Here is a 22247-nt window from a genome sequence, read left to right as displayed (position 1 = left end):
CAGAGGGCGCCGTCAGCGGAGGTTGTGCAGCTCGCGCTTGCTGAGGAAGGCGCGCGTGCCCAAGGCCATGACGAACGCGAAGCCGCCGGCGACGACCGCGACCCAGTAGCCGTGCTGCGCGCCGACCCGGTCGACGACCGCGCCCGAGACCGCCGACCCGGCGGCGATGCCGATGATGAGGCCCGTCAGCACGATCGTCATGCCCTCGTTGAGCTGGGCCTTGGGCACGATGCGCTCGATGAGGTTCATCGTCGTGATGAGGGTCGGCGCGGTGGCCATGCCGGCGACGACCATGAGGCCGGCGAGCGCCCACAGGTTGGGCGCGAAGAGGAGCGGCGCCTCGAGCAGCCCCATGCCCAGCGTGCCCACGATGAGCAGCTTGACGAGGTTGCGCCCGTGCGAGACGTGGCCGAAGACGAGTCCGGCGAGACCCGACCCGACGGCATACAGGGCGAGGATGGCGCCGGCCGCGCCCTGCGCGCCGTGGTCCTGCGCGACGGCGAGGGTGACGACCTCGTTGACGCCGAAGATCGCCCCGGTCATCACCATGATGAACGCGAGCGGGATGAGGCCCGGGTTGTGGTGCGCGTGGCCTTCGGGGCGCTCGTGGTGCGGCACGACCGGCGGCTCGGTGGAGCGGGCCGAGAGGAAGACGAGCACACCGATGCCGTAGGCGACGGTGGCGACGACGAAGCCGGCCTCGGGGAACAATGCGGTGGCGAGCCAGATCGCGACGACCGGGCCGATGACGAAGGTGAGCTCCTCCATGACCTGCTCGAACGACATCGCCGAGTGCAGCGACCGCGGGTCGTGGGCGAAGATGTGCGTCCACCGCGCTCGGGCCATCGTGCCCATGTTGGGGATCGCCCCGCACATCGGGAAGGTGATGAAGAGCAGCCACGAGGGCCAGCCCTTGACCGACGTGACGACCGTCAGCACCGCCCAGACGCCCGACCAGAGGAAGAACGGGATGGCGATGCGCCGCTGGCCGTAACGGTCGACGAGGCGGCCCAGGAAGGGCGCGAAGAGCGCAAGGGCCACCATGCCGACGGCGACGACGGCACCCGCCAGCTCGTACGAGCCGGACCGCGCAGCGACCATCGCGACGACGGCCACACCGAACATCGAGCCCGCGGTGCGGGCCACCATCCCCCCTGCGATGAAGGTGCGCGCCCCCGGTACCTCGAAGAGAGGTCGGTAGGTCGCGAGCACGACTGCTCCTTGTCGATCGGGGACGGCCAACCTCCCCATAATTGCACCACGTCCCCCGGGGAACGGAAATCGTCGAGGGTCGGGCGGCGCCCCTCAGGCGTCGTGTTTGCGCCTCAGCGACCACATCTGTGGCGAGCGCTCGAGCTCGACGGCGACGTCCCACGGGACGCCCCCGGGAGCGGTCTCACGGCGGAAGCTGGTGACGAGGCGGCGGGCCAGCGCGGGGTCCTTCGCGACGCGGGCGGCGAGCGCCTTCGCCTGGGACTCGACGTGTTCGTCGTCGTATGCCGCCCACGCCAGTCCCAGGGCCACGGCCCGGTCGCCGTCGACCTCGTCGCCGAAGAGACCGAGGGCGGCGGCGGCCTCGCGGCCGGCGACACGGTTGAGCAGCGTGAAGTGTCCACCGCCGGGGTGGATGCCGATCTGGGCGAAGCCGGGCAGCAGCCGGGCGGTGCGCGAGACGATGCGGAGGTCGGTCGCCAGGGCGAGGTTGAGGCCGGCCCCGACGGCTGCGCCGCGCACGGCCGCGACGGTGGGGAGCCCGATCGACCCGATCGTCGTGAAGGCGGCGTAGACGGTCTCGAGGTTGCGGTAGGCCTCGTCCTCGACGGGGTCGCGCCCCGTGTCGGCAAGGACGCTGCGCACCGCGCCCGCGCAGAAGTGCCGGCCGCCGGTGACGACGACCGCCCCGACCGAGTCGTCGGACTCGGCAGTGCGGGCGGCGTCGACGAGCTGGCGGGCCATCTCGACGGAGAGGGCGTTGCGCCGGTCGGGGGCGTCGAGGGTGATGAGGGCGACGCCGTCGTCGACGTCGTAGCGGACCTCGGTCATGGTGCGTGGCTCCTGTGGTCGTGGGACGGCTTGGCGCGGCCGGTGGTGACGAGGGTCCAGAGGCGGTCGTGGCCGGCCGATGCGGCGAGGGTGGTCAGGGTCTCGTCCCAGTCCTGCAGCGACCCGTACTCGCTGCGGCGGGCGAGGATCGGTTTGGTGAGGGTGTGCAGCTCGTGCTCCAGCGTCGTGCCGATGGCTCCGAGCACCTGGTGCGAGCTGCGCACGACGACCGACGCGGCGTGGCCCACGCACGACTTGGTGACCCCGACGGCGAAGAGCATGCCGGGGTCCTGCCAGTCGGAGGCGGCGGCGCGGGCGACGGCGGCGTCGGTGGCGGCGCGGGCGAGGGCGGTCTCGGAGGCGATGTCCGCGACGAGGTGCTGCACCGCCTGGAACCGGCCGATCGGACGGCCGAACTGGTGACGCTCGCGCACGTGCACCAGCACGATCTCGAGGATCCGCTCCATCGCCCCGACGACCTGGGCCGACCGGGCCAGGGCGCCGCGCAGGTGGAACTGCTCACCGATCTCGTGCGGCACGAGGGTGCCCGCCTCGAGGTCGTCGACGTCGAACTCGACCGTGTCGCTGGGCTCACCGGCGAGGTTGCGGCGCTCCTCGATGCCGATCCGGTCGGCCGGCACGTCAGCCACGCGCCACTCGTCGCGGTCCTCCCAGAGGGCCACGACGCGGCTCGCGTCTCGTGCCCACGTGACGTTGAGCGCGACACCGGAGGGGTCGGGACGGCATACGGTGCGCAGGCCCCCGTCGTTGGGCAGGCCGGCGGCCTCGAGCAGCCAGCCCCCGAGGACGTCGTGCTCGGCGAGTGGCACGGGCGCCGCCACTGCTGCCGCGAGGCCGAGCAGGGCGGCGGCGTCGACCCAGCTTCCACCGCTGCCGCCTGCGGACTCGGAGCCCGTGAGACGGGTCATGCCGAGGTCCTCGAGCCGTTGCCACAGGCCGCGGTCGAGGTCGACGACGGCGGTGGGGGTCGCGCGGGTGGCGCGGTAGTCGGCGAAGAGGTCGCCGAGCACCTCGACGAGGTCGGGGTCGGGCGCGGTGGGGGCCGCGAGGCGGTCGGCGCCGGTGGCGTCCTGGGGGCCGGTCATCAGCGCAGTCCCAACCCGCGGGCGATGACGCCGCGCAGGATCTCGTTGGTGCCCCCGCGCAGCGTGAAGCCGGGGCGCTGGAGGATCGCGGCGTGCAGCAGGGTGTCGAGCTCCTCGTCGAGCGCCCAGCCGGTCGCGGTCAGCGTGTCGACGTAGTCGGCGATGTCGCCCTCCTCGGTGGTGCCGAGCACCTTGACCACGGCAGCGGCGGTGTCGGCGTCCTCGTGCTTCTCGAGTGCAGCCGAGACGGCGAACGACATGTGGTGCAGGGCGGCGACGCGGGCCACGTGGCGCCCCAGACCGGGGTCGAGGGGCAGCCTGCCGTCGTCCATGGCCTGGGCCGCCGCGGCCAGGAGCTGGAACGTGGACAGCACGCGCTCGGGCCCACTCCGCTCGTAGGCGAGCTCTGAGGTGACCTGGGTCCAGCCCTCGCCCACCTCGCCGAGCACGCGGTCGTCGGGGATGAGCACGCCGTCGAGGTGCACCTCGTTGAAGTGGTGGTCGCCGCCCATCGACAGGATCGGCCGGATCGTCACCCCAGGTGCCCGCAGGTCGACGATGAACTGGGTGAGGCCGGCGTGGCGGTGCTCCGGGTCGAGCGGCGCCGAGCGGGCGAGGGCGAAGAACGCGTCGGCCTCGTGGGCACCGCTGGTCCACACCTTGGTGCCGGTGAGGCGCCAGCCGCCGTCGACCCGGTCGGCGCGGGTGCGCACGCTCGCGAGGTCGGACCCGGAGTCGGGCTCGCTCATGCCGATGCCGAAGACGACCTCGCCGCGGCTGATGCCCGGCAGGTAGGCCTGCTTCTGCTCCTCGGTGCCGTAGCGGAGCAGCGACGGCCCGATCTGCCGCTCGGCGACCCAGTGCGCGGCAACGGGCGCGCCGACGACGAGGAGCTCCTCGGTGACGACGAAGCGCTCGAGGTAGGTGCGCCCCTGGCCGCCGTATGCCGTCGGGACGACCATGCCGAGCCAGCCGCGACGGCCGAGCTCACGAGTGAAGTCGCGGTCCCAGCGGGTGAGCCAGGTGTCGACGTGCGGCACGAAGGCGCCGGCGGCGACCTGCTCGGCGAGGAAGGCACGCACCTCGAGGCGCAGCTCGGTCAGGGCGGGCAGCTCGCGGGCTCCCGGCGGGACGAGACGGGGCGACATGCTCACCTTCCTCGTGCGACGTCGCAGCGGTTCGTGCGCCACTCTTGCACACCACCCCGGCCCGCCCTCGCGCGGTCGTCGCGGCTGGCGCGCGGCCTCGCGGAGACGTCAGAGGCCGGTGAGCACGAGGTAGCCGCAGAGGCCGACGATGACGGCGGTGATGACCGAGGCCGCGGCCGTCGTGATGCGGTGGTTGACGAGGGCGCCCATGAGGTGGCGGTCCCGCGTAAAGAGCAGCAGCGGCACGAGCGTGCCCGGCAGCGCGAAGGACAGCACGACCTGGCTCCAGACCAGCGCGTTCGTCGGCTCGACGCCGATGCCGAGGATCAGGAGGGCGGGCACGACAGCGACCATGCGCCGGAGCAGCGGCGCGATGGGCCGGCGACCGAAGCCCTGCATGACGACGTCACCCGTCTGCACCCCGACGAGGGTCGAGGCGAGGCCCGACGCGAGGAGCGCGACGGCCAGCATCGTCGCGGCGACCTGGCCCGCGTTCGCCCCCAGCGCGGCATACGCGGTCTCGATGCTCGCGCCGGCCTCGGACGGCAGGGCTGCGGAGAAGACGACGAGGCTGACGTTGGCGACCCCGGCGACCGTCATCGCGATGACGACGCTGCGCACGGTGCGGCGCCCGGCGCGCAGGCGCTCGGCCTGGCTCACCTCGACCGTGCCGTCGTCGTGCCCGCGGGAGGCGGCGGAGTGGAAGTGGAGGGCGTGCGGCATGACCGTCGCGCCGACGATGCCGACCGCGAGCAGCGCGGCCGACGAGTCCAGCGGGCTCGGCACCACCGAGCGCAGGAGCTCCACCCGGTCGACGTCCGCGATGAACACCTGCCACACGAGCGAGGCGATGATGACGGTGAGCAGCACGAGGACGACCGACTCGAAGTGGCTGCGGCCGCGCACCTTGAGCGCGAGGACGACGAGGCTGAAGAGCGTGACGCACACGGCGCCGGCCATGAGCGGCATACCGAAGAGGAGCCGGAGGGCGATGGCGCCCCCGACGATCTCGGCGAGGTCGGTCATTATGACGACGAGCTCGGCCTGGGCCCAGAGCAGCAGGCGGCCGACACCCGGGAACCGCTCGGCGCTGTGCTCGGCCAGGCTCTTGCCGGTGACCATGCCGAGCTTGGCCGCGATGTACTGGATGACCATCGCCGAGCAGCTCGCGAAGACGACGACCCACACCAGCGCGTAGCCGTGCTCGGCGCCCGACGTGATGTTGACGCCGAAGTTGCCCGGATCGACATAGGCGATCGCGGCCAGCAGCGCCGGCACGAGCGTGCGGGGCGCGCTGATGGTGCCGCCGAGGCCACGCTCCGGCGACCGGTCGCTCACCCGCGGTCGCTGCGCGACCTGCTCTTCCATGGGACACAGCATCGAGCCTCGGACCCGTCGCGGCCAAGTCCGCGACCGGATTGAGACCGAAGCCTCAGCGAGCCGACGCGAGACCGAGCAGGGCAGCGAGGCCCAGGGCGCTGCGCGGGTCGTACGCCGACGTCCACAGACCGCCGTGCGCCGCGGCATACGCCTCGTCCTGCCACGGCGCCGGCCGGGCGGGCGAGCCGGTGCGCAGGTCGTGCACGAGGAGCGCGGCCATGAGCGTGTTGGCGGTGCCGGGCTCGAAGACCTCGATGCCGAACCGGTGCGCACCCGCGTAGGCCGCCGCGAGGGCGCGGTTCTTGACGACCGAGCGCGTGCGCGTGGGTGGCGCCACCTTGAACGACACGAGCCCTCCCTCGCCGCGGTATGCCGTCGCGCGCCACCGCTGGAGCCGCTTGGCGAGCAGGTAGTTCGGCCCCTGCTGCAGCACCACGCTGTCGTTGATGCCCGGGTCCTGTCCGGGCACGTAGTTGCGGCGGAGCAGCCGGCCCCCGCTGATGGTGCGGAGCGGGACGCGCAGCACCTTCGAGGTCCGTCGGCGGGCATAGCTGTCGACCGAGTGCGCGACGGCCGGTCCGGGCACGGCGAAGACGTCGGTGGGGGTCGCGAGGAAGGCGAGGCCGACCTCGTCGCGCCCCCTCTCCGCGACGACCCGCCGTGTCAGCGCGTCGACCGCCATCGAGACGCGGACGTTGGTCTCACCGTCGGCGTACACGTAGTTGCCGATGACGAGACGCCCCTCCAGCCCGGTGACCCAGCGGGTGACCGCGGCGAGGTCGTGGACGAGGTCGCCGCCTGCCCGATGACTCAGCGGCTCGCTCCCGTCGCGCACGGGCACGGTGATCGATCCGGCGAACCGACGCGTGTCGCCGATCAGCCTGTCCCACAGATCTTTTCGCGGCAGGTCGACGGCCGCGACGTCGGCGCCCCACCGCAGCAGCGAGCGCAGCGGGCCCATCTCGGCCGCGGCGCCGAGCACGACGACGGTGCGGTCGGACAGGTCGAGCCAGTCCGGGTTGTCGATGACGAGACCGACCGCCTCGGCACAGGTGGGCTCGACGGTGCCTGCTTCGACCCAGGCCTCCAGACGACGACGCAGCGCGTCCCCCGAGAGGCGCTCGCCGGCATACGGGACGGAGAGCGTGCGGTCGGGGGCGCCCTCACCCCGGATGGTCTCGGAGCCGAGCGTGTGGGCCCTGCGCTCGTCGGAGAAGGCGTCCTCGAGCGGGTGGTCACCGTCGGGGGCCGCCCACCGCATACGGGTGTGCAGGGACGCCAAGCCGTCCTCTGCGATCGTGCGGGCGGCCTCGGGCGACGTGAGCCCGGCCTCCACGAGTCGCCGGAAGTGCGGGAGGTAGCCCTGGCGCCAGTTGGTCTCACGCTCGGCCGAAGCGGACCCGACGGCGTCGACGCGACGCAGCGCATCGGCCACGACGGCTCGGCCGGTCGCGGTGGTGCTGCGTCGCCCGGACGCCGGGTCGAGGGGAAACACCACTCCGGTGGGCTCGCTCATGCGCCCATCATGTCGGAGCCCGGCAGGACAATGGCTTCATGGGAGAGCAGGCCGAGGTGCGCGAGAGGCTCGAGGACGACCGCGCGACCGCCGTGGAGCGGCTCGAGGCGCTGCGACGCGGCTACGACCTCGTCGTCGACGCCACCGAGGGCTCCAACGCCGACGACGAGCACGACCCGGAGGGCTCGACCATCGCCTACGAGCGCTCGCAGCTGGGCGCGCTCGTCGAGCAGACCCGCGAGCACCTGGGTGAGGTCGACGCAGCCCTGGCGCGGCTGGAGGCCGGCACGTACGGGCGGTGCGAGGTGTGCGGGTCGGCGATCCCGACGGAGCGTCTCGAGGCCCGACCGACCGCACGCACCTGCGTCCAGCACGCTGGCCACTCGCGCCCCGGAGCGCGGTAACCGACACGCGCGAAAGACCGGTGAGGGTCCGCTGGCTGCGGACCCTCACCGGTCTAGCAATGACCTTCGTGCTTCGTCACGGAGCGATCGGCACCGGGAACGACGCGGATGTCGACGTCCCGAGGACGTTCACGGCAACAACCCTGAAGCCATAGGCCTGCCGGGGGATGTTGCCCGTCGTGAAGGTCGTCGAGCCGGCCGACAGCGATCCGGACTGACCCGAGATCGTCACGAAGCCGTTCGCACTCCACTGGACGACGTAGCTCGACTCGTTGGACACGTCAGCCCAGGTGACCGTGACCCGCTCGTTGGCGCCGACCCGCGCAGCCGAGCCGGTCAGAATGGCTGGCGTTCCGGGAGTGTCCACGCTGATCGACGCCGTGTTGGACACGGCCGACACCCCTGCGATGTTGACCGCGGCGACTCGGTAGTCGTACGTGTTGCCGACCGTCACCGTGTTGTCCACGAACGTCACGTTTCCCGTGCCGCCGCGGGCGGCCGGCGTGGCGATCTGTGAGAACGGCCCCTTGTTGGTCGACCTCTCGACCACGAAGCCGGTCTCGTTCGACGCGTTGTCACGCCACGTCAGACTGACTGCAGGGCCCGCCTGCAGGGTCGCCGTCAGGGTGGTCGGAGCAGCAGGACCGTTGACAGCGACAGTGGTGGGCGTGGACCCGACGGTCATGCTCGGGTAGGCGCCCCCATATCCCACGGTGTTCTGCGCGATGACGCGGTAGAGGTAAGGCGTTGTCCCGACCGAGTTGGGGTCGGTGAACGTCCGCGTACTTCCCGTCGTGTTGTTCACAGCGAGGGTGACCGGCAGTGTCCCGGACGTCGTCCACGTGGTCCCATTGGTCGAGCGTTGGATCAGGTAGGACGTCTCCGTGATCGAGTTGTCCGTCCAGGTCAGGGTGACCTTTCGGTTGGCGCCGTTGCCGTTGACGGACGCGGCGATCGTGCCGACCTTGACCGGCGGCAGGGCAACGCTGACCGGACGCATCATGTCCATCTCCTCGTGGCTGAGGATGTGGCAGTGGATGACGTACTCCCAGCCCATGTTGACGAGGGAGTTGACGATGGCACCGGTCGGGTTGCCCTGCGGGTCGATGTTGTTGAACCCGCTCTGGTCACCTATCGGCATCATCGGGTTGAGCGGCCGCACGGCGTTCGGCACCTCGAAGGGGACCTTCGGGATGATCGGCCGCAGCGCGACGATCGTGTCCTCGAGCGGACTCATGCGCACGGTGTCCTTCCAGCCCAGCTCGCTGGGCTCCGTGGGAATGATGATGTTGTCCCACGTCACCCGGTTCACGATCTGCACGTCGTACAGGTGGAAGTGGATCGGGTGGGTGTCCACGCCGTTGTGGGTGAAGCGCCAGATCTGAGTGCCGTCCGCAGCCGTGCTGATCGGTGTCACCTTCACGTCGCCGGCTGGCAGTCCTCCGGCATCGAGTTTCACGTCTGCCTTCGGGAGGTTGGTGCCGTCGATGAGCTCCGTCGCCGGGTTGATGTACGGGTAGAGCGTCACGTTCTGCAGACCGGGCGACGGGGGTTGCGCCTCGATGCCCATGGTGGCCTGCATGCGGCCGAACTCGTCGAACGTCGTCGAGTTCATCTCGTCGTGCAGGGCCTTCGGCCCCAGCTGCATGGACATCTTGGCGTTCGGTGCCTTCAGGGTGTTGAAGCCGAACGTCGTGGTGTCGTTGACGCGCACCAGACCGTCGCACCGCGTCACAGTGCTGTTCGGCGCGTTGCAGTTGCTGCTCGCGGCGAAGCTCGACCCGTACGCGCTGTTGTACGCCGCCTGGCCGACGATGACGGGGTTCTGACCGGACTCGAAGACACCCGTGCCGGCAGTGTTGTGCCGGAAGGCTGCCTGCAGCTTCGTCAGGTTGAAGGCCGGCGCGGGAGTGGCCGCCCCGATCGTCACCTGCATGACCGTGCGGGTGTTCGGTCCGTAGCCGGGCAGCACGGTGGGTGCGCCGGTCGGGCTCAGGTCAGGGCCACCGGTGTAGTAGTCGTACGACGGCACGCGAGCCGGGAAGGCTGCTGGAGCGTCGTTGTAGAGGATCAGTGTCTTCCCCGCGAACTTCGAGAAGTCGACGATCGTGTCGGCCCGCTCGGCAGGCGCCAGCAGCAGCGAGTGCTTGTCGACGTTGCCGACGTCGAACCGGGTCGGGTCGGTGATCCAGGTGGTCGGCTGCTGGCCGTCCACCACGGCCGGGGCCGGCAGGAAGCCGCCCTCGGTTCCGATCTGCACCCAGTCGGGTCCGGCCGCGTTGTTGTTCGCGCCCACGGGAGTCGGCGAGACATTCGGGTCGGTCTGGGCTGCGGCAAGCTCCGCCGGCTTCAGCGCGACCTCGGTCCCCAGAGCACCACCGTTGGCCGGGTCCGTGTCAGCCGTGTACCACTGGAAGTTGAAGAACCTGTCGTTCGCGGCGTTGAGCAGGCGCAAGCGGTAGGTCTTCGGCTCCAACGTCACCTTGGGGTAGGCGACGCCGTTGACGACGGGCGTGTCGTTGAACTGCTCCATGCCGGCCGAGATGTTCGGCGTGCCCGGGATCTGCTCGGGTTCGCAGAACGGGTCCGTCTGGTACTTCCAGGTCGAGGGCACGTCCAGCTTGCAGTTCGGGTCGTAGTACGGGTTGGCGATGGTCCCGTGCGTCGTGTTGGACGCCGGGGGCCAGAACCACGGCCCGTACATCCACCGCCCGTAGGCGCTCATGCCCGACGGGTCACCCGGATTCTGGGCCGGCATGTAGACGTGGTGGTACCAGAGGCTGCCCGGGCCACCCCAGCGCTGGGCGTCCCACGTCGGGTCCTGCCCGTAGCGGGTCGTCTCGGTCCCGGACTTCGTGTCGTAGAGCTGCTCGGCGCCGGGGACGAAGGTCTTGTCCTGGACGATCAGCGGAATCGTCTCGGCAGCGGCCGGGATGACGCCGTCGGCGATGAGCTTCTTCTCCGTGTCGTCGGTGATGGCGTAGCCAGCGGCTTCGCCGGCATAGACGTTGAGTCGCGTGATGCCCCACGAGTGGTCGTGGTAGAACATCAGCCGCGCGCTCTGCTGGTTGCTGTAGAAGAACGTGGAGCAGCCGTCATTGTTGGCCTCACAGGTGGTGGCGCTGGCGGGGTCCGCCGGGTCCACCTTCATGTCCGGCACGTTCTGGACGCTGACGCCTTGCGGCCACGCGGTGCTCTCACCCGCGGGGGTGATCCACTGGTGCGGCGTGCCGTCACTGATCCACGGCGTGACGCCACCGTGCAGGTGCAGGGTGGCCCGGTTGTCCTTGAAGCACATGTCCGACTTGGGCGACTCGGTGCAGGCCGGGTTGCGCACACCGTCCATCACGGAGGACTGGTCGGCAGGAGCGGCCATGCCCATGGGGCCCATGCCGGAACCCATCATGGTGCTGTCGGTGGGCAGGAACAGATCACCCGCGGTCCCGGTGGGCAGCAGGTTGCGGAAGACGATCCGGACCGGCTTGTCCTTGGTGGCACCGATGAAGGGCCCGAGGTACTGGGGTCGGGTGACGCCCATGTAGCCGCCGGTAACCGGAACGGAGGTCCCGTCCATCAGCTCGTTCACCAGCGGAACGTGCTGGCTCACGTCAGCATTGTCTGGCGTCTCGAGCTGGACGTAGCCGCGCACCAGGGTCCCCGAACCCGGCAGCTCAGATGAGAACTTGGTGCGGTACTGCACCAGGCCGATAACGTACTCGTCGGCCTTGACGCCGTTGTAGGGCTTCTCCGCAGGGACAGCGGTGGGGATGAACTTGGCCGTCGGGTCTGTGGGACAAGCTGGCGGGGTGCACGTCCCCGGAAGCTTGTCGACGAACTTCTTCATGCCCTGCGTCAGGAAGCCGGCGCCCGGGTTCGCTGGGTCGACCGTGATGCCTGTGATCGCCCCCGCGTCACTCAGCGCCGTCGCGCTCGCGCCGGTACCCGCGCCGCTCGGGTCGGTGATCGCCACCGACGGCGCGCTTGTGTAGCCGCTGCCCAAGGCGTCGACGTTGACCGCCGACAGCTCCAAGGTCGCACTGACAGTGGCCGGTCCACCACCGGCAGGGAAGTTGATGGGGTCGAACTGGGTGCCGTTGTGGATGGCGACAGCCGGGGCCGTCGTGTAGCCGGAGCCCGGGTCGTCGACGATGACCTGGGTGACGGTGCCGTTGGCGTCCATGCCGTCGACGGGGTCGCCGTTGGCGATCATCGGCACGTGGCCCTTGGCAACAGTGCCGTTCGGGCTGTCGGGGAGATCGAAGTCGACCGTCGGCATGGTGTAGCCGCTGCCGCCGTCGCTGATGATGACGGCGTCCACCCCACCGGAGCCGATGGCCGTGGCACTGCTGCCTCCGCCGCCTGACAGCACGACGCTGAAAGCGGTGTAACCGGCGCCGCCGACGACGTTGGTGAAGCCGACCACGACACCCGAGGTGCTGACGGCCGCGGTCGCCGTTGCGTCCGTGGTGCCGCCGGTGACGGTCACCGTGGTGGTGGTGGCGTCGTAGTCGTGCCCGGGTGCGGTGACATCGATGCTCTTGATGCGGCCCGTCGCGGGATCGACCTGCGCGACCGCCGCTGCTCCCGTGCCGGTGCCGTTGATGACCACCTGGGCCTTCGAGAGGGTGAGCGGGCTGTTGGCCCAGTTGGGCCAGGGCCCGAAGTAGTGCGGGACCTTGCTCTCGTCCGTGGGACCGGCCGGCAAGGCCGTGGCGACCGTCGCAGGCACGACCCCCGCCTGTAAGCCGAAGGCCAGCGCCGTAGCGACGCCGGCCACCGCGGCCGTGAACCATCGTGTGGAACTGCTGCGTGACATCTACCCCCACCTGCTTTCGATGGAGCACCCCCCAAATTGAGTGCCCTTCCTAGAAACTAAGCACCCGAGAAAGCCCCGAGGTCAGGGAAACAAGGAATCGAAAAGCAGACATCTTTTGCGCGATAGAGAAATGACGAATTGCGTTTCGGCCATTCTCAATAGGCCTCTGACCTGCACAAACGGACATTCGCGACACTCTCGTCGGACGCCAGCAGGCAAAGACGGCATACTCCCTCGGGCATGTGACGAAACCCTCTTCGTGTTTGGCCCGATCCTGCTGACAGGCGCTCTAACCTCGAAGTATGAGAAGGAAAGGATGGACCTTCCTCTCCAACCACGGACACGTGTTGGTCTGCCTCGCCGACGACCCGGACATGCGGCTCAAGGACGTGGCGGCCAGCATCGGCATCACCGAGCGCGCGGTGCAGCAGATCATCGCCGATCTCGAGGGCGCCCAGGTGATCACGCGGCACAAGGAGGGGCGCCGCAACCGTTACATGGTGCGTCGAGACGTGCGGTTCAGGCACCCGCTCGAGGCGGGACTGCGGGTCGGCGAGTTCCTCGACATGACGCGACGGCGCCCGCGCCTGCGTCAGCTGACGCGGCCGTGGGGTCGCCCGTCCGGCCACGCCGACGACCTCGAGCGCGACGCGCTCTGAGGGAGCTCAGCGCAGACCGGCAGCGATGCTGTCGAACGCCTGGTCGATGTTGCGCTCGAGGCGGCCTGACCCACCCTGCTGCTGGTGCTCGATGCACGCGCGCACGGCGGCGAGCGCGACGGCGACCGTGAGCCGCGGCTCGAGCCAAGCGCCCGGTGCGACGCCGAGGCGTCGCTCGAGGGCAGCCGTGAGGGCGTTCTCGATGCGGATGTTGTTGCCGACGAGCGCCGGCGCGAGCGACGGCTCTCCGAGCAGGATGCGGCGGCGCTTGGCCCGCAGCTGCTTGTCGATGGTGCCGGGCGCGAGCATCTCGGCGATGATGCGGCGGAGGGAGTCGACCGGGGACTCGCCCGGCGTCGCCTGCTCGAGCGAGGCGACATACGCCTCCAGCTCCTCGGGAGTGGTGCCGATGACGGCGGCTTCCTTCGAGGGGAAGTAGTTGAAGAAGGTGCGGGCGCTGACCCCGGCGCGGGTGGCGATCTCGTCGGTGGTGACCGACGCGAAGCCCTTCTCCTCGACGAGGTCGAGGGCGGCGAGGTTGATGGCGCGCCGGGTCTCGCGCTTCTTGCGCTCGCGCAGGCCGCAGCCGTCGTCGGTCGGCATGGTCGTGCTCATGTCCCCATGGTGTCACGTTCACTGCATGGACTGCAATTTTGCAGTCACTGCACAATCGGCGTACCGTGGTCGGCATGCCACAGACGACCCAGGGGGTAGACACGAACTCCGCGACCGCCGCCGCCGGCCCCGCCAAGGCCGCCGGCCTCGACCGCTCGACCCGCAACATCTTCATCGCGCTCATGCTCGGCATGCTCGTGGCGTCGATCAGCCAGACCATCGTCGGGCCGGCCATGCCGCGCATCGTCGCCGAGCTGGGCGGCATCGACCACTACTCGTGGCTCGCGACGGCCGCGATGCTCGTCAGCGCGATCACGGTGCCGATCGTCGGCAAGATGAGCGACCTCTACGGCCGGCGCGGCTTCTACCTCGGCGGCCTCGTCGTCTTCATGGCCGGCTCGATCCTCTCCGGCTTCGCACAGAACTTCTGGTGGCTCATCGCCGCCCGCGCCATCCAGGGCGCCGGCATGGGCACGCTGATGCCGCTCTCGCAGACGATCATCGGCGACATCATCCCGCCGCGTCAGCGGGGCAAGTACCAGGGCCTCATGGGCGGCGTCTTCGGACTCGCCTCGATCCTCGGCCCGCTCGTCGGTGGCTTCGTCACCGACAACTGGGGCTGGCGCTACCTCTTCTTCATCACGCTGCCCGTCGGCGTCTTCGCCTTCTTCGGCATCAGCCGCTTCCTGCACCTCGAGCACACGCCCCGCGAGTCCGTCGTCGACAAGGCAGGCATCGGCGTCCTGTCGCTGACCCTGATCCTCCTCCTCGTGCCCACCTCGCTCGGTGGCACGACGCTCGCCTGGGGCTCCCCCGCCATCATCGGCATGTATGCCGCGGGCGTCGTCGCGCTCGGCGCCTTCATCGCGATCGAGCGCCGGGCCGTCGAGCCGGTGCTGCCGCTGCGCCTCTTCAGGAGCCCGCTCTTCACGCTCTCCAACATCGCGGCGTTCATGGTCTCGGTCATGATGTTCGGCGCGATGATCTACCTGCCCGTCTACGCGCAGGGCGTGCTCGGCGCCTCGGCGACCAACTCGGGCCTCATCCTCATGCCGATGTCGGTCGCCATGATCGGCCTCTCGATCGTGTCGGGTCTGGTCATCACGAAGACCGGCCGCTACAAGCTGCAGACCATCGCGGGCATCCTCATCATGGGCGTCGGCTTCTGGCTGCTGACCCAGCTGCACTACGGCTCGAGCCAGACCGAGCTGACGCTCTCGATGATCGTCTTCGGTGTCGGCCTTGGCATGGCCCTGCAGGTCTTCACCCTGATCATCCAGAACTCCGCGCAGCGCAAGGACCTCGGTGTCGCCACCGCCTCGACGCAGTTCTTCCGCAACGTCGGATCGACCGTGGGCACCGCGGTCTTCGGCACGATCATGACGAGCGGCCTCGCCGGCAACATCGCCTCGCACCTGCCGGCCTCGGTCGTGCAGCAGATGCAGGCGTCCGGACAGCAGGTCAGCGCCGGCTCGGTGCTCGACCCGTCCGCTCTCGCGAAGCTGCCGCCCCGGGTCGCCACCGGCGTCCAGCAGGGTCTCGCCGACTCGCTCCACACGGTCTTCGTCTGGGGACTCGTGCCCTTCGCCCTCGCGCTGCTCGCCGCGCTCTTCATCAAGGAGCTGCCGCTGCGCGACACGGTGCACACGCCCGACGAGGCCGGCATCGAGATGCTCGACACCCTGTCGCAGTCGGCCCCCGACGACGAGCTCAAGGTGCCGCTCGGCCGCGAGGCCGGCAACACGCGTACCCACGAGCGCCTGCTCGGACTGCGTCTGGGCCTGCTCGCCGACTCGGCGCTGCGCGGCGACCGTCCGCTGCTGACGCGGGCCGTGACCCGGCTCGGCGACGGCGACCTCGACGCCGGCGCGGCGCTGCTCCACCGCACGGCCCGGATGCTCACCACCGAGGACCTCGCCCTCGCGGCCGAGACCGAGCGCTTCGCCGTCGAGGTCGGGGCCCGTGCCAAGGCGCTGGGCGGCGTGCTCGACGACGCTCTCAAGCGCGAGCTCGCGACCGCCGTGGCAGAGCGTGACGCCCGCACGGTGATGACGACCGTCGAGCCGACCGTTGCCGAGCGGCACGAGGCCGTCGACATCCAGATGCTGTCGTCCGTCGGCGACGACCTCGGCGCCGCCTACCTCGTCGACCGGCAGAACGCCCGCGTCGCCGAGCAGGAGGCAGTCGCCGCCCGCTGACGCCACAGGGCCGCATACGGTGGCGGCATGACTGACGGGACGAAGAAGGTCGCCCTCGTGACGGGCGCCTCCGCCGGCATCGGCGAGTCCATCGCGGTCCACCTCGTCGAGGCGGGGTGGACCGTGTATGCCGTCGCGCGGCGCGTCGACCGGATGGCCGGCCTGGCGTCGCGCGGCGTCACGACCTTCGCCATGGACGTCACCGACGACGGCTCGATGGTGGCTGGCGTGCGCCGCGTCATCGACGAGCAGGGCCGCATCGACGCCCTCGTCAACAACGCGGGCTACGGCTCCTACGGCCCCGTCGAGACCGTCCCGCTCGAGGAGGCGCGCCGGCAGTTCGAGGTCAACGTCTTCGGGCTGGCTCGCCTCACGCAGCTCGTCATCCCGCAGCTGCGGCGGCAGCGGTCGGGGACCATCGTCAACATCTCGAGCATCGGCGGACGCATCTACGAGCCGCTCGGCGCCTGGTACCACGCGACGAAGTTCGCGGTCGAGGGGTTCAGCGACAGCCTGCGCCTCGAGCTCGCACCGTTCGGCATCGACGTCGTGCTCATCCAGCCCGGCCCGATCGTCTCGGAGTGGGACGGCATCGCCCGCGAGAGCATGCTCGCCTGGTCGCGTGGCACGGACTACGAGAAGGCGGCGATGCGGATGGCCGCAGCCTACGAGCGCACCTACGACCCGAGGCGCATCTCGAGTCCGGACGCGGTCGCCGAGAAGGTGCTCGTCGCGCTCGAGGCGGCGAACCCGGCGGCGCGCTACCCGGCCGGGCGTGGTGCCCGCACGATCCTCGCGGCGCGACGCCTGCTCCCGGACCGCCTCATGGACGTCGTCCTGAAGCGCGTCGCGGGAGGCTGACCCCCTACCTCCCCTGCCGTCCCCCACAACGCGCGAACGCCGCGTTCGGTTGGTGCGGGGGGTGTGGGGCTCGGCGGTCAGCCCCAGACGAGGGCCTGGGCGGGGTCGGCGAGGATCGCCGCGAGGTCGCTGAGGAACCTCGACCCGAGCTCGCCGTCGATGAGGCGGTGGTCGAAGCTGACCGCCAGCTGCGTGACGTGGCGGATCGCGATCTCGTCGTTGCCGTCGGCGTCGGTGACGACCCACGGCTGCTTGCGGATGGCGCCGAAGCAGACGATGGCCGACTCGCCCGGGTTGATGATCGGCGTGCCGCTGTCGACGCCGAAGACGCCGACGTTGGTGATCGTCATCGTGCCGCCCGACATCTCGGCCGGCTGGGTGCGACCCTCGCGGGCCGTCGCCGTGAGCGCGCCGATGGCCTGCGCCAGCTCGAGCATCGACATGCCGTGGGCGTCCTTGATGTTCGGGACGATCAGGCCCCGCGGGGTCGCCGCGGCGATGCCGAGGTTGACGTAGTTCTTCTGGACGATCTCCTGGGCGGCCTCGTCCCACGTCGCGTTCATGCCCGGGTTGCGCTTCACCGCGAGGACGAGCGCCTTGGCGAGCACGAGCAGCGGCGTGACCTTGACGTCCTTGAACTCGCGGCTGCCCTTGAGGCGGTCGACGAGCTCCATCGTCTTGGTGACGTCGATCGTGATCCACTCGGTGACGTGCGGGGCGGTGAACGCCGAGCCGACCATCGCCTGCGCGGTCATCTTGCGCACGCCCTTGATCGGGGTGCGCTCCTCGCGCGGGCCCGAGCCGAAGGGGGCGTATGCCGCGCCGCCCGGTGCCGCCGCACCGTTGACGGCGGCTGCGGCCGGGGCCGAGACGGCCTGCGCCGCAGCGGAACCCGAGCCGGACACGAAGGCGTGCACGTCGTCACGGGTGATGATGCCGTCAGTGCCGGACCCCTGGACGGACCAGAGGTCGACCCCGAGGTCCTTGGCGAGCTTGCGCACTGGGGGCTTCGCCTTCGGGCGGCCCTCGCGAGAGACGGGCTCGGCGACCGCGGGGGCCGGGGACTCGGTGCGCGGCGCCGGGGCGACATGCTCGGCGACCTGTGCGGCCGCGGCGACCTGCTCGGTCTCGGTCGGGGCCGAGGCCACGGCGGCGGATGCCACGGGCGCGGAAGCGGACCCGGACGGGGCGGCGGCCTTGCGCGGGCGACGCGCGGTCGCGCCCGCCTTGGCGCCGTAGCCGACGAGGATCGCCTCCGACGCACCGTCGGCCTTGTCGGCGGCGGGTGCGGCCGGGGTCTCGTCGCCACCCTTGCCGTCGTCGATCGAGATGATCGGTGTGCCGACGTCGATGGTCTGGCCGACCTCGACGAGCAGCTCCTTGACGGTGCCCGCCCACGGGATGGGCAGCTCGACGAGCGACTTGGCCGTCTCGATCTCGAGCACCATGTCGTTGACCTTGACGGAGTCGCCGGGCGCGACCTTCCACTCGACGATCTCGGCCTCGACGAGGCCCTCGCCGGGGTCGGGCAGGTTGAACGTCTTGATTGCCATGTGTCGCAGCCCTTCTCAGTACGCGAGCGCGCGGTCGACGCCGTCGAGGATGCGGTCGAGGTCGGGGAGGAACTCCTCCTCCATCCGGCTCGGCGGGTAGGGGATGTTCGCACCGTTGACGCGGATGACCGGTGCCTCGAGCTCGTAGAAGCACTGCTCGGTCACCTGGGCGGAGATCTCCGACGCCATGCCGAGGAAGCTGCTCGCCTCGTGCACGATGACGAGACGGCCCGTCTTGCGCACCGACGCCACGATGGTGTCGATCGGCAGCGGCGACAGCGAGCGCAGGTCGATGACCTCGATGCTCGTGCCCTCCGCCTCGGCGGCCGCGGCGGACTCCATCATCGTCTTGACGACGGGGCCGTAGCCGAGGAGCGTCACGTCGGTGCCCTCGCGCAGCACGGCAGCCTCGAAGAGGCTGCGGGGCGCTGACGTCGCTGCCGTGTCGTACTCGGCGCGGTCGTGGTAGCGCCGCTTCGGCTCGAAGAACATCACCGGGTCGTCGCACTCGATGGCCTGCTGGATCATCCAGTGCGCGTCCTCGGGGTTGCTGCACGCGACGACGCGAAGGCCGGCGGTGTGCGCGAAGTACGCCTCGGGGCTCTCGGAGTGGTGCTCGGGGCTGCCGATGCCGCCGCCGAACGGGATGCGGATGACCATCGGCATCTTGATCGCGCCGAGCGAGCGGGCCCGCATCTTCGCGACCTGGCTGACGATCTGGTCGAACGCCGGGTAGACGAACCCGTCGAACTGGATCTCGCAGACGGGCCGGTAGCCGCGCAGCGCCATGCCGACCGCGGTGCCGACGATGCCCGACTCGGCGAGCGGCGAGTCGATGACGCGCTCCTCGCCGAAGTCCTTCTGCAGGCCCTCCGTGATGCGGAAGACGCCGCCGAGCTTGCCGATGTCCTCACCGATGAGCACGACCTTGGGGTCGGCCTCCATGGCCTTGCGCAGGCCGTTGGTGATGCTCTTGCCGAGGGTGACCTTCTCGAGCGCCATCAGTTCGCCTCCTCGAAGCTCGCCTTGTAGGCAAGGTAGGCGGCACGCTCCGCCTCCATGACGGGGTGGTCCTCGGCGTAGATGTGGTCCCACATCGTCTCGCCGGCCATCGTCTCCATGTTGACGCAGCCGTCGCGCAGCTCCGCGGCGAAGCGGTCGGCCTCCTCGTCGACGCCGGCGAAGAACTCCTCGTCGGCCATGCCCTCGTGGGCGAGGAGGGTCTTGAGGCGCAGGATCGGGTCGCGGAACTTCCACTCCTCGACCTCGGCCGAGACGCGGTACTTCGTCGGGTCGTCGGCCGTGGTGTGCGCACCCATGCGGTAGGTGTAGGCCTCGATGAGCAGTGGGCCGTTGCCGTTGCGGGCCTCGTCGAGACAGTGCTGTGTCACGGCATACGTGGCGAGGATGTCGTTGCCGTCGACGCGCACGCCGGGGAAGCCGAAGCCTCGGGCGCGCTGGAAGAGCGGGATGCGGGTCTGCTTCTCGACGGGCTCGGAGATGGCCCACTGGTTGTTCTGGCAGAAGAAGACGACCGGGGCATCGAAGCTCGCCGCGTAGACGAACGCCTCGTTGACGTCACCCTGCGAGCTGGCGCCGTCACCGAAGTAGCAGATGACGGCGGTGTCGCGGTCGGGGTCGCCGGTGCCGACGTTGCCGTCCATGCGCACACCCATGGCGTAGCCGGTGGCGTGCAGCGCCTGCGCGCCGATGACGATCGTGTAGAGGTGGAAGTTGTTCTCCTGCGGGTCCCAGCCGCCCTGGCTGACGCCGCGGAAGAGCTGCAGCGAGCTCTGCGGGTCCATGCCGCGCACGAAGCCGACGCCGTGCTCGCGGTAGGTGGGGAAGACGAAGTCGTGCGGCTTGAGCGCGCGGCCGGAGCCGACCTGGGCGGCCTCCTGGCCGAGCAGGCTGGGCCACAGGCCGAGCTCGCCCTGACGCTGGAGCGCGTAGCCCTCGGCGTCGAGACGACGGATCAGGACGAGGTCGCGGTAGAAGCTCCGCAGGTCCTCGGGTGTCAGGTCCGCGACGTACTTGTCGTAGTCGGGGTGGGACACGCGCTGACCTTCGGGGGTCAGCAACTGGATCATGTCCGGGCCACCGTCGCCGACCGCGGGGGTCGGCTCGTGCAGCTCGGCGACAACCTTGTCGCTCACGTGGGGCTCCTTTGCCGGTGAGACCGGCCTACTCGTTCGGCCCGCATACGGGGGTCACCCGCTGTCGGCTTCTGGGGGGCGCAGAGCCGCCGTTCGTGACGACGGACACGTGCTTGGTCCTCGACCCGGAACTTACCGGAGAGCCCTGCGAATCTCACAATGCGGGACGACTGGGCGACCGTCGTGGACGTTCCCGAGCAGGTATGCCGTCGCGTCGGGTGCGGGCGTCGGTGCGGTCAGCGGCGGGTGCCCCACGACCAGGCGGGCGTCGTGAGCAGACCTTGGCCCTGCACGAAGGTCTCACCGAGGTCCTTGGCCAGGGTGATGCCACGGGCCGGTGAGCCGAGACCGACGCGGGTGTCGTCCTGGTCCTCGTCCTCGTCCTCGTCCTGGTCGTCGTCGTCGTCGAGGTCGACGACGCCGAGCTCGTCGACGAGGGCCCGGGAGTGGGAGACGACCATGACCTGGCTGCGCTCGGCTGCCGCGCGGATGAGGCGCGCGAGGGGCGGCAGCAGCTGCGGGTGGAGCGAGGTCTCGGGCTCGTTGAGCACCATGAGCGGCGGCGGGTCGGGGGTGAGCAGCGCCGCGACGAGCAGCAGGTAGCGCAGGGTGCCGTCGGAGAGCTCGGCGCCCGACAGCGGTCGCAGCATGCCCGGCTGGTGCAGCGCCACGTCGAAGCGGCCGCCCTCGACGGTGACGTCGAGGATCGCCCCGTCGAAGGCGTCGGCGACGGCGTGGTCGAGCGCGCGGTCGCCCTGCTCGCGGATGGTCTGGAGCGCCGCGGCAAGGTCGCTGCCGTCGTCGGCGAGCACCGGTGTGCGGGTGCCGACCTGCGGCGTACGGGCCGGCGCGCCGGCGTCGGCCCGGAAGCCGTCGTAGAAGCGCCAGCCGCGCATCATCCGGCGCACGCGCAGCAGCTCGGGGGCCCGCTCGGGGTCGGCGAGCTCGGTGAGCATGCTCTCCCACGGCCGCAGGGACCGGGTCAGCTCGGTCCAGCCCGGCCGACCGCGTCGGCTGCCACCGGCGGACCGGGCGCCCGGCCCGCCGGAGGGCGCGGGGTCACGGTAGGCGGCGCGCGACCCGGTGCGTGAGCCGGGCGCCTCCACGGGGTCGGACTCCCACTCGGACTCGTCCTCACCCTCGCTGCCGCCCCAGCCGGCGTCCCAGTCGTCGTCGCTGCCGGAGGTCGCGCGGGTCTCGACGACGCCCCACCGGCGACGCACGAGCACCGAACCGGGACGCATGACCGGCCCGGACCACACGACCTCGCGCTTGATCTCGGGGTCGCGCAGGAACGCGGAGGCCGACCCGGCGTCCACCCCGGAGGCCTGTTGCGGCAGGCCGAGGTCGACGAGGTAGCCGAAGTCGTCGGACGCGAATCCCAGCTGCAGGCTGATCGGCCCCTTGCGCCGTGTGCCCTGGACGGCATGGCCCCGGTCGCGTGCACCACCGAGGGTCGCGGGCCCGGCCCAGAGCGCCGACTGGAGCCCGCCCTCGCGCGCGAGCGTGCCGATGACGTCGCCCCGACCACAGCCGGCGAGCAGCCGGAGGGAGCGGTAGAGGCTCGACTTGCCGCTGCCGTTGGCGCCGGTGACGACGTCGAGCCCGTGGAGCGGCACGACGACGTCGCGCAGCGACCGGTAGCCCGAGACGGCGACGGCGGTGAGCATGACCCGACCGTATGCCGCGGCGCCGACACCGCGCGCCTGCCCCCTTCGCCCGCCCGCGCACGTTGACGCCGTCGAACGGGAAGCGGGATTCTGGAGTCATCCGGAGGAGGGTTCGGTGGCGA

The 22247-nt window shown here is 70.6% G+C and carries 16 protein-coding genes; 4 read left to right on the top strand and 12 right to left on the bottom strand.

The window, feature by feature from the left end:
* Nucleotides 1–12 precede the first annotated feature (12 nt).
* The 6 genes from ACXR8F_RS07150 to ACXR8F_RS07125 all read right to left on the bottom strand — a co-directional run bounded on the left by ACXR8F_RS07150 (nt 13) and on the right by ACXR8F_RS07125 (nt 7193).
* Nucleotides 13–1212: an MFS transporter gene (locus ACXR8F_RS07150; RefSeq protein ID WP_458799352.1), complete on the bottom strand. Its 1200-nt coding sequence runs from the start codon at nt 1210–1212 to the stop codon at nt 13–15.
* Nucleotides 1213–1305: 93 nt separating this feature from the next.
* Complete coding sequence (locus tag ACXR8F_RS07145; RefSeq protein ID WP_045189556.1) at nt 1306–2043, bottom strand: enoyl-CoA hydratase-related protein; 738 nt, start codon at nt 2041–2043, stop codon at nt 1306–1308.
* On the bottom strand, nt 2040–3149 hold the full coding sequence (locus ACXR8F_RS07140) for an acyl-CoA dehydrogenase family protein (protein ID WP_458799351.1): 1110 nt from the start codon (nt 3147–3149) through the stop codon (nt 2040–2042). The genes ACXR8F_RS07145 and ACXR8F_RS07140 overlap by 4 nt, the downstream gene beginning before the upstream one ends.
* Nucleotides 3149–4297, bottom strand: a complete 1149-nt coding sequence (locus ACXR8F_RS07135; protein ID WP_458799350.1) for an acyl-CoA dehydrogenase family protein — start codon at nt 4295–4297, stop codon at nt 3149–3151. Before ACXR8F_RS07135 ends, ACXR8F_RS07140 begins: the two co-directional genes overlap by 1 nt.
* Nucleotides 4298–4405: 108 nt before the next feature.
* The gene (locus ACXR8F_RS07130) at nt 4406–5665 is read right to left on the bottom strand and encodes an Nramp family divalent metal transporter (protein WP_458799349.1); all 1260 of its coding nucleotides are present in this window, start codon (nt 5663–5665) and stop codon (nt 4406–4408) included.
* A 64-nt stretch (nt 5666–5729) separates the two neighbouring features.
* The gene (locus tag ACXR8F_RS07125) at nt 5730–7193 is read right to left on the bottom strand and encodes a hypothetical protein (protein WP_458799348.1); all 1464 of its coding nucleotides are present in this window, start codon (nt 7191–7193) and stop codon (nt 5730–5732) included.
* Between the two features lie 38 nt (nt 7194–7231).
* Here ACXR8F_RS07125 and ACXR8F_RS07120 point away from each other — a divergent pair, with 38 nt between their 5' ends.
* Nucleotides 7232–7597 carry a TraR/DksA family transcriptional regulator gene (locus ACXR8F_RS07120; RefSeq protein ID WP_458799347.1) on the top strand — a complete coding sequence of 122 codons (366 nt, stop codon included), beginning with the start codon at nt 7232–7234 and terminating at the stop codon, nt 7595–7597.
* A 76-nt stretch (nt 7598–7673) separates the two neighbouring features.
* On the opposite strand, the gene ACXR8F_RS07115 is transcribed toward ACXR8F_RS07120, so the two are convergent.
* Complete coding sequence (locus ACXR8F_RS07115) at nt 7674–12413, bottom strand: multicopper oxidase domain-containing protein (protein WP_458799346.1); 4740 nt, start codon at nt 12411–12413, stop codon at nt 7674–7676.
* Between the two features lie 302 nt (nt 12414–12715).
* Between ACXR8F_RS07115 and ACXR8F_RS07110 the strand changes: the two genes are divergently transcribed.
* Nucleotides 12716–13072, top strand: a complete 357-nt coding sequence (locus ACXR8F_RS07110; RefSeq protein WP_458799345.1) for a helix-turn-helix transcriptional regulator — start codon at nt 12716–12718, stop codon at nt 13070–13072.
* Nucleotides 13073–13078: 6 nt separating this feature from the next.
* Here ACXR8F_RS07110 and ACXR8F_RS07105 read toward each other — a convergent pair whose 3' ends face one another.
* Nucleotides 13079–13687, bottom strand: coding sequence for a TetR family transcriptional regulator (locus ACXR8F_RS07105; protein ID WP_458799344.1), 609 nt, complete (start codon nt 13685–13687; stop codon nt 13079–13081).
* A 74-nt stretch (nt 13688–13761) separates the two neighbouring features.
* On the opposite strand from ACXR8F_RS07105, the gene ACXR8F_RS07100 reads away from it, so the two are divergent.
* Both ACXR8F_RS07100 and ACXR8F_RS07095 read left to right on the top strand, forming a co-directional pair.
* A complete protein-coding gene (locus ACXR8F_RS07100; protein ID WP_458799343.1) occupies nt 13762–15885 on the top strand; it encodes an MDR family MFS transporter in 2124 nt (707 codons plus the stop codon).
* Between the two features lie 27 nt (nt 15886–15912).
* Nucleotides 15913–16746: an oxidoreductase gene (locus tag ACXR8F_RS07095; protein ID WP_458799342.1), complete on the top strand. Its 834-nt coding sequence runs from the start codon at nt 15913–15915 to the stop codon at nt 16744–16746.
* A gap of 77 nt (nt 16747–16823) precedes the next feature.
* On the opposite strand, the gene ACXR8F_RS07090 is transcribed toward ACXR8F_RS07095, so the two are convergent.
* The 4 genes from ACXR8F_RS07090 to ACXR8F_RS07075 form a co-directional block, all read right to left on the bottom strand.
* Nucleotides 16824–18299 (bottom strand): dihydrolipoamide acetyltransferase family protein, encoded by a 1476-nt coding sequence (locus tag ACXR8F_RS07090; RefSeq protein ID WP_458799341.1) that lies wholly within the window; start codon nt 18297–18299, stop codon nt 16824–16826.
* Nucleotides 18300–18314: 15 nt separating this feature from the next.
* Nucleotides 18315–19301 (bottom strand): alpha-ketoacid dehydrogenase subunit beta, encoded by a 987-nt coding sequence (locus ACXR8F_RS07085; protein ID WP_458799340.1) that lies wholly within the window; start codon nt 19299–19301, stop codon nt 18315–18317.
* Entirely contained in the window at nt 19301–20455 is a 1155-nt protein-coding gene (pdhA, locus tag ACXR8F_RS07080; RefSeq protein WP_045189579.1) for a pyruvate dehydrogenase (acetyl-transferring) E1 component subunit alpha, read from the bottom strand. Before pdhA ends, ACXR8F_RS07085 begins: the two co-directional genes overlap by 1 nt.
* Before the next feature lie 236 nt (nt 20456–20691).
* Complete coding sequence (locus ACXR8F_RS07075) at nt 20692–22125, bottom strand: AAA family ATPase (protein ID WP_458799339.1); 1434 nt, start codon at nt 22123–22125, stop codon at nt 20692–20694.
* Nucleotides 22126–22247 lie beyond the last annotated feature (122 nt).

The organism is Terrabacter sp. AAH1 (assembly GCF_054456855.1).
Note: the sequence above shows the minus strand (reverse complement) of the source record. Positions and strands in the feature narration are given on the sequence as shown.

Excerpts from the sequence above, each read along its gene's own strand:
- ACXR8F_RS07140 (WP_458799351.1), bottom strand. The coding sequence starts at position 3,149 with ATGACCGGCCCCCAGGACGCCACCGGCGCCGACCGCCTCGCGGCCCCC.
- ACXR8F_RS07120 (WP_458799347.1), top strand. The coding sequence starts at position 7,232 with ATGGGAGAGCAGGCCGAGGTGCGCGAGAGGCTCGAGGACGACCGCGCG.
- ACXR8F_RS07145 (WP_045189556.1), bottom strand. The coding sequence starts at position 2,043 with ATGACCGAGGTCCGCTACGACGTCGACGACGGCGTCGCCCTCATCACC.
- ACXR8F_RS07100 (WP_458799343.1), top strand. The coding sequence starts at position 13,762 with ATGCCACAGACGACCCAGGGGGTAGACACGAACTCCGCGACCGCCGCC.
- ACXR8F_RS07085 (WP_458799340.1), bottom strand. The coding sequence starts at position 19,301 with ATGGCGCTCGAGAAGGTCACCCTCGGCAAGAGCATCACCAACGGCCTG.
- ACXR8F_RS07130 (WP_458799349.1), bottom strand. The coding sequence starts at position 5,665 with ATGGAAGAGCAGGTCGCGCAGCGACCGCGGGTGAGCGACCGGTCGCCG.
- ACXR8F_RS07095 (WP_458799342.1), top strand. The coding sequence starts at position 15,913 with ATGACTGACGGGACGAAGAAGGTCGCCCTCGTGACGGGCGCCTCCGCC.
- ACXR8F_RS07075 (WP_458799339.1), bottom strand. The coding sequence starts at position 22,125 with ATGCTCACCGCCGTCGCCGTCTCGGGCTACCGGTCGCTGCGCGACGTC.
- ACXR8F_RS07135 (WP_458799350.1), bottom strand. The coding sequence starts at position 4,297 with ATGTCGCCCCGTCTCGTCCCGCCGGGAGCCCGCGAGCTGCCCGCCCTG.
- ACXR8F_RS07125 (WP_458799348.1), bottom strand. The coding sequence starts at position 7,193 with ATGAGCGAGCCCACCGGAGTGGTGTTTCCCCTCGACCCGGCGTCCGGG.
- ACXR8F_RS07105 (WP_458799344.1), bottom strand. The coding sequence starts at position 13,687 with ATGAGCACGACCATGCCGACCGACGACGGCTGCGGCCTGCGCGAGCGC.
- ACXR8F_RS07090 (WP_458799341.1), bottom strand. The coding sequence starts at position 18,299 with ATGGCAATCAAGACGTTCAACCTGCCCGACCCCGGCGAGGGCCTCGTC.
- ACXR8F_RS07115 (WP_458799346.1), bottom strand. The coding sequence starts at position 12,413 with ATGTCACGCAGCAGTTCCACACGATGGTTCACGGCCGCGGTGGCCGGC.
- ACXR8F_RS07110 (WP_458799345.1), top strand. The coding sequence starts at position 12,716 with ATGAGAAGGAAAGGATGGACCTTCCTCTCCAACCACGGACACGTGTTG.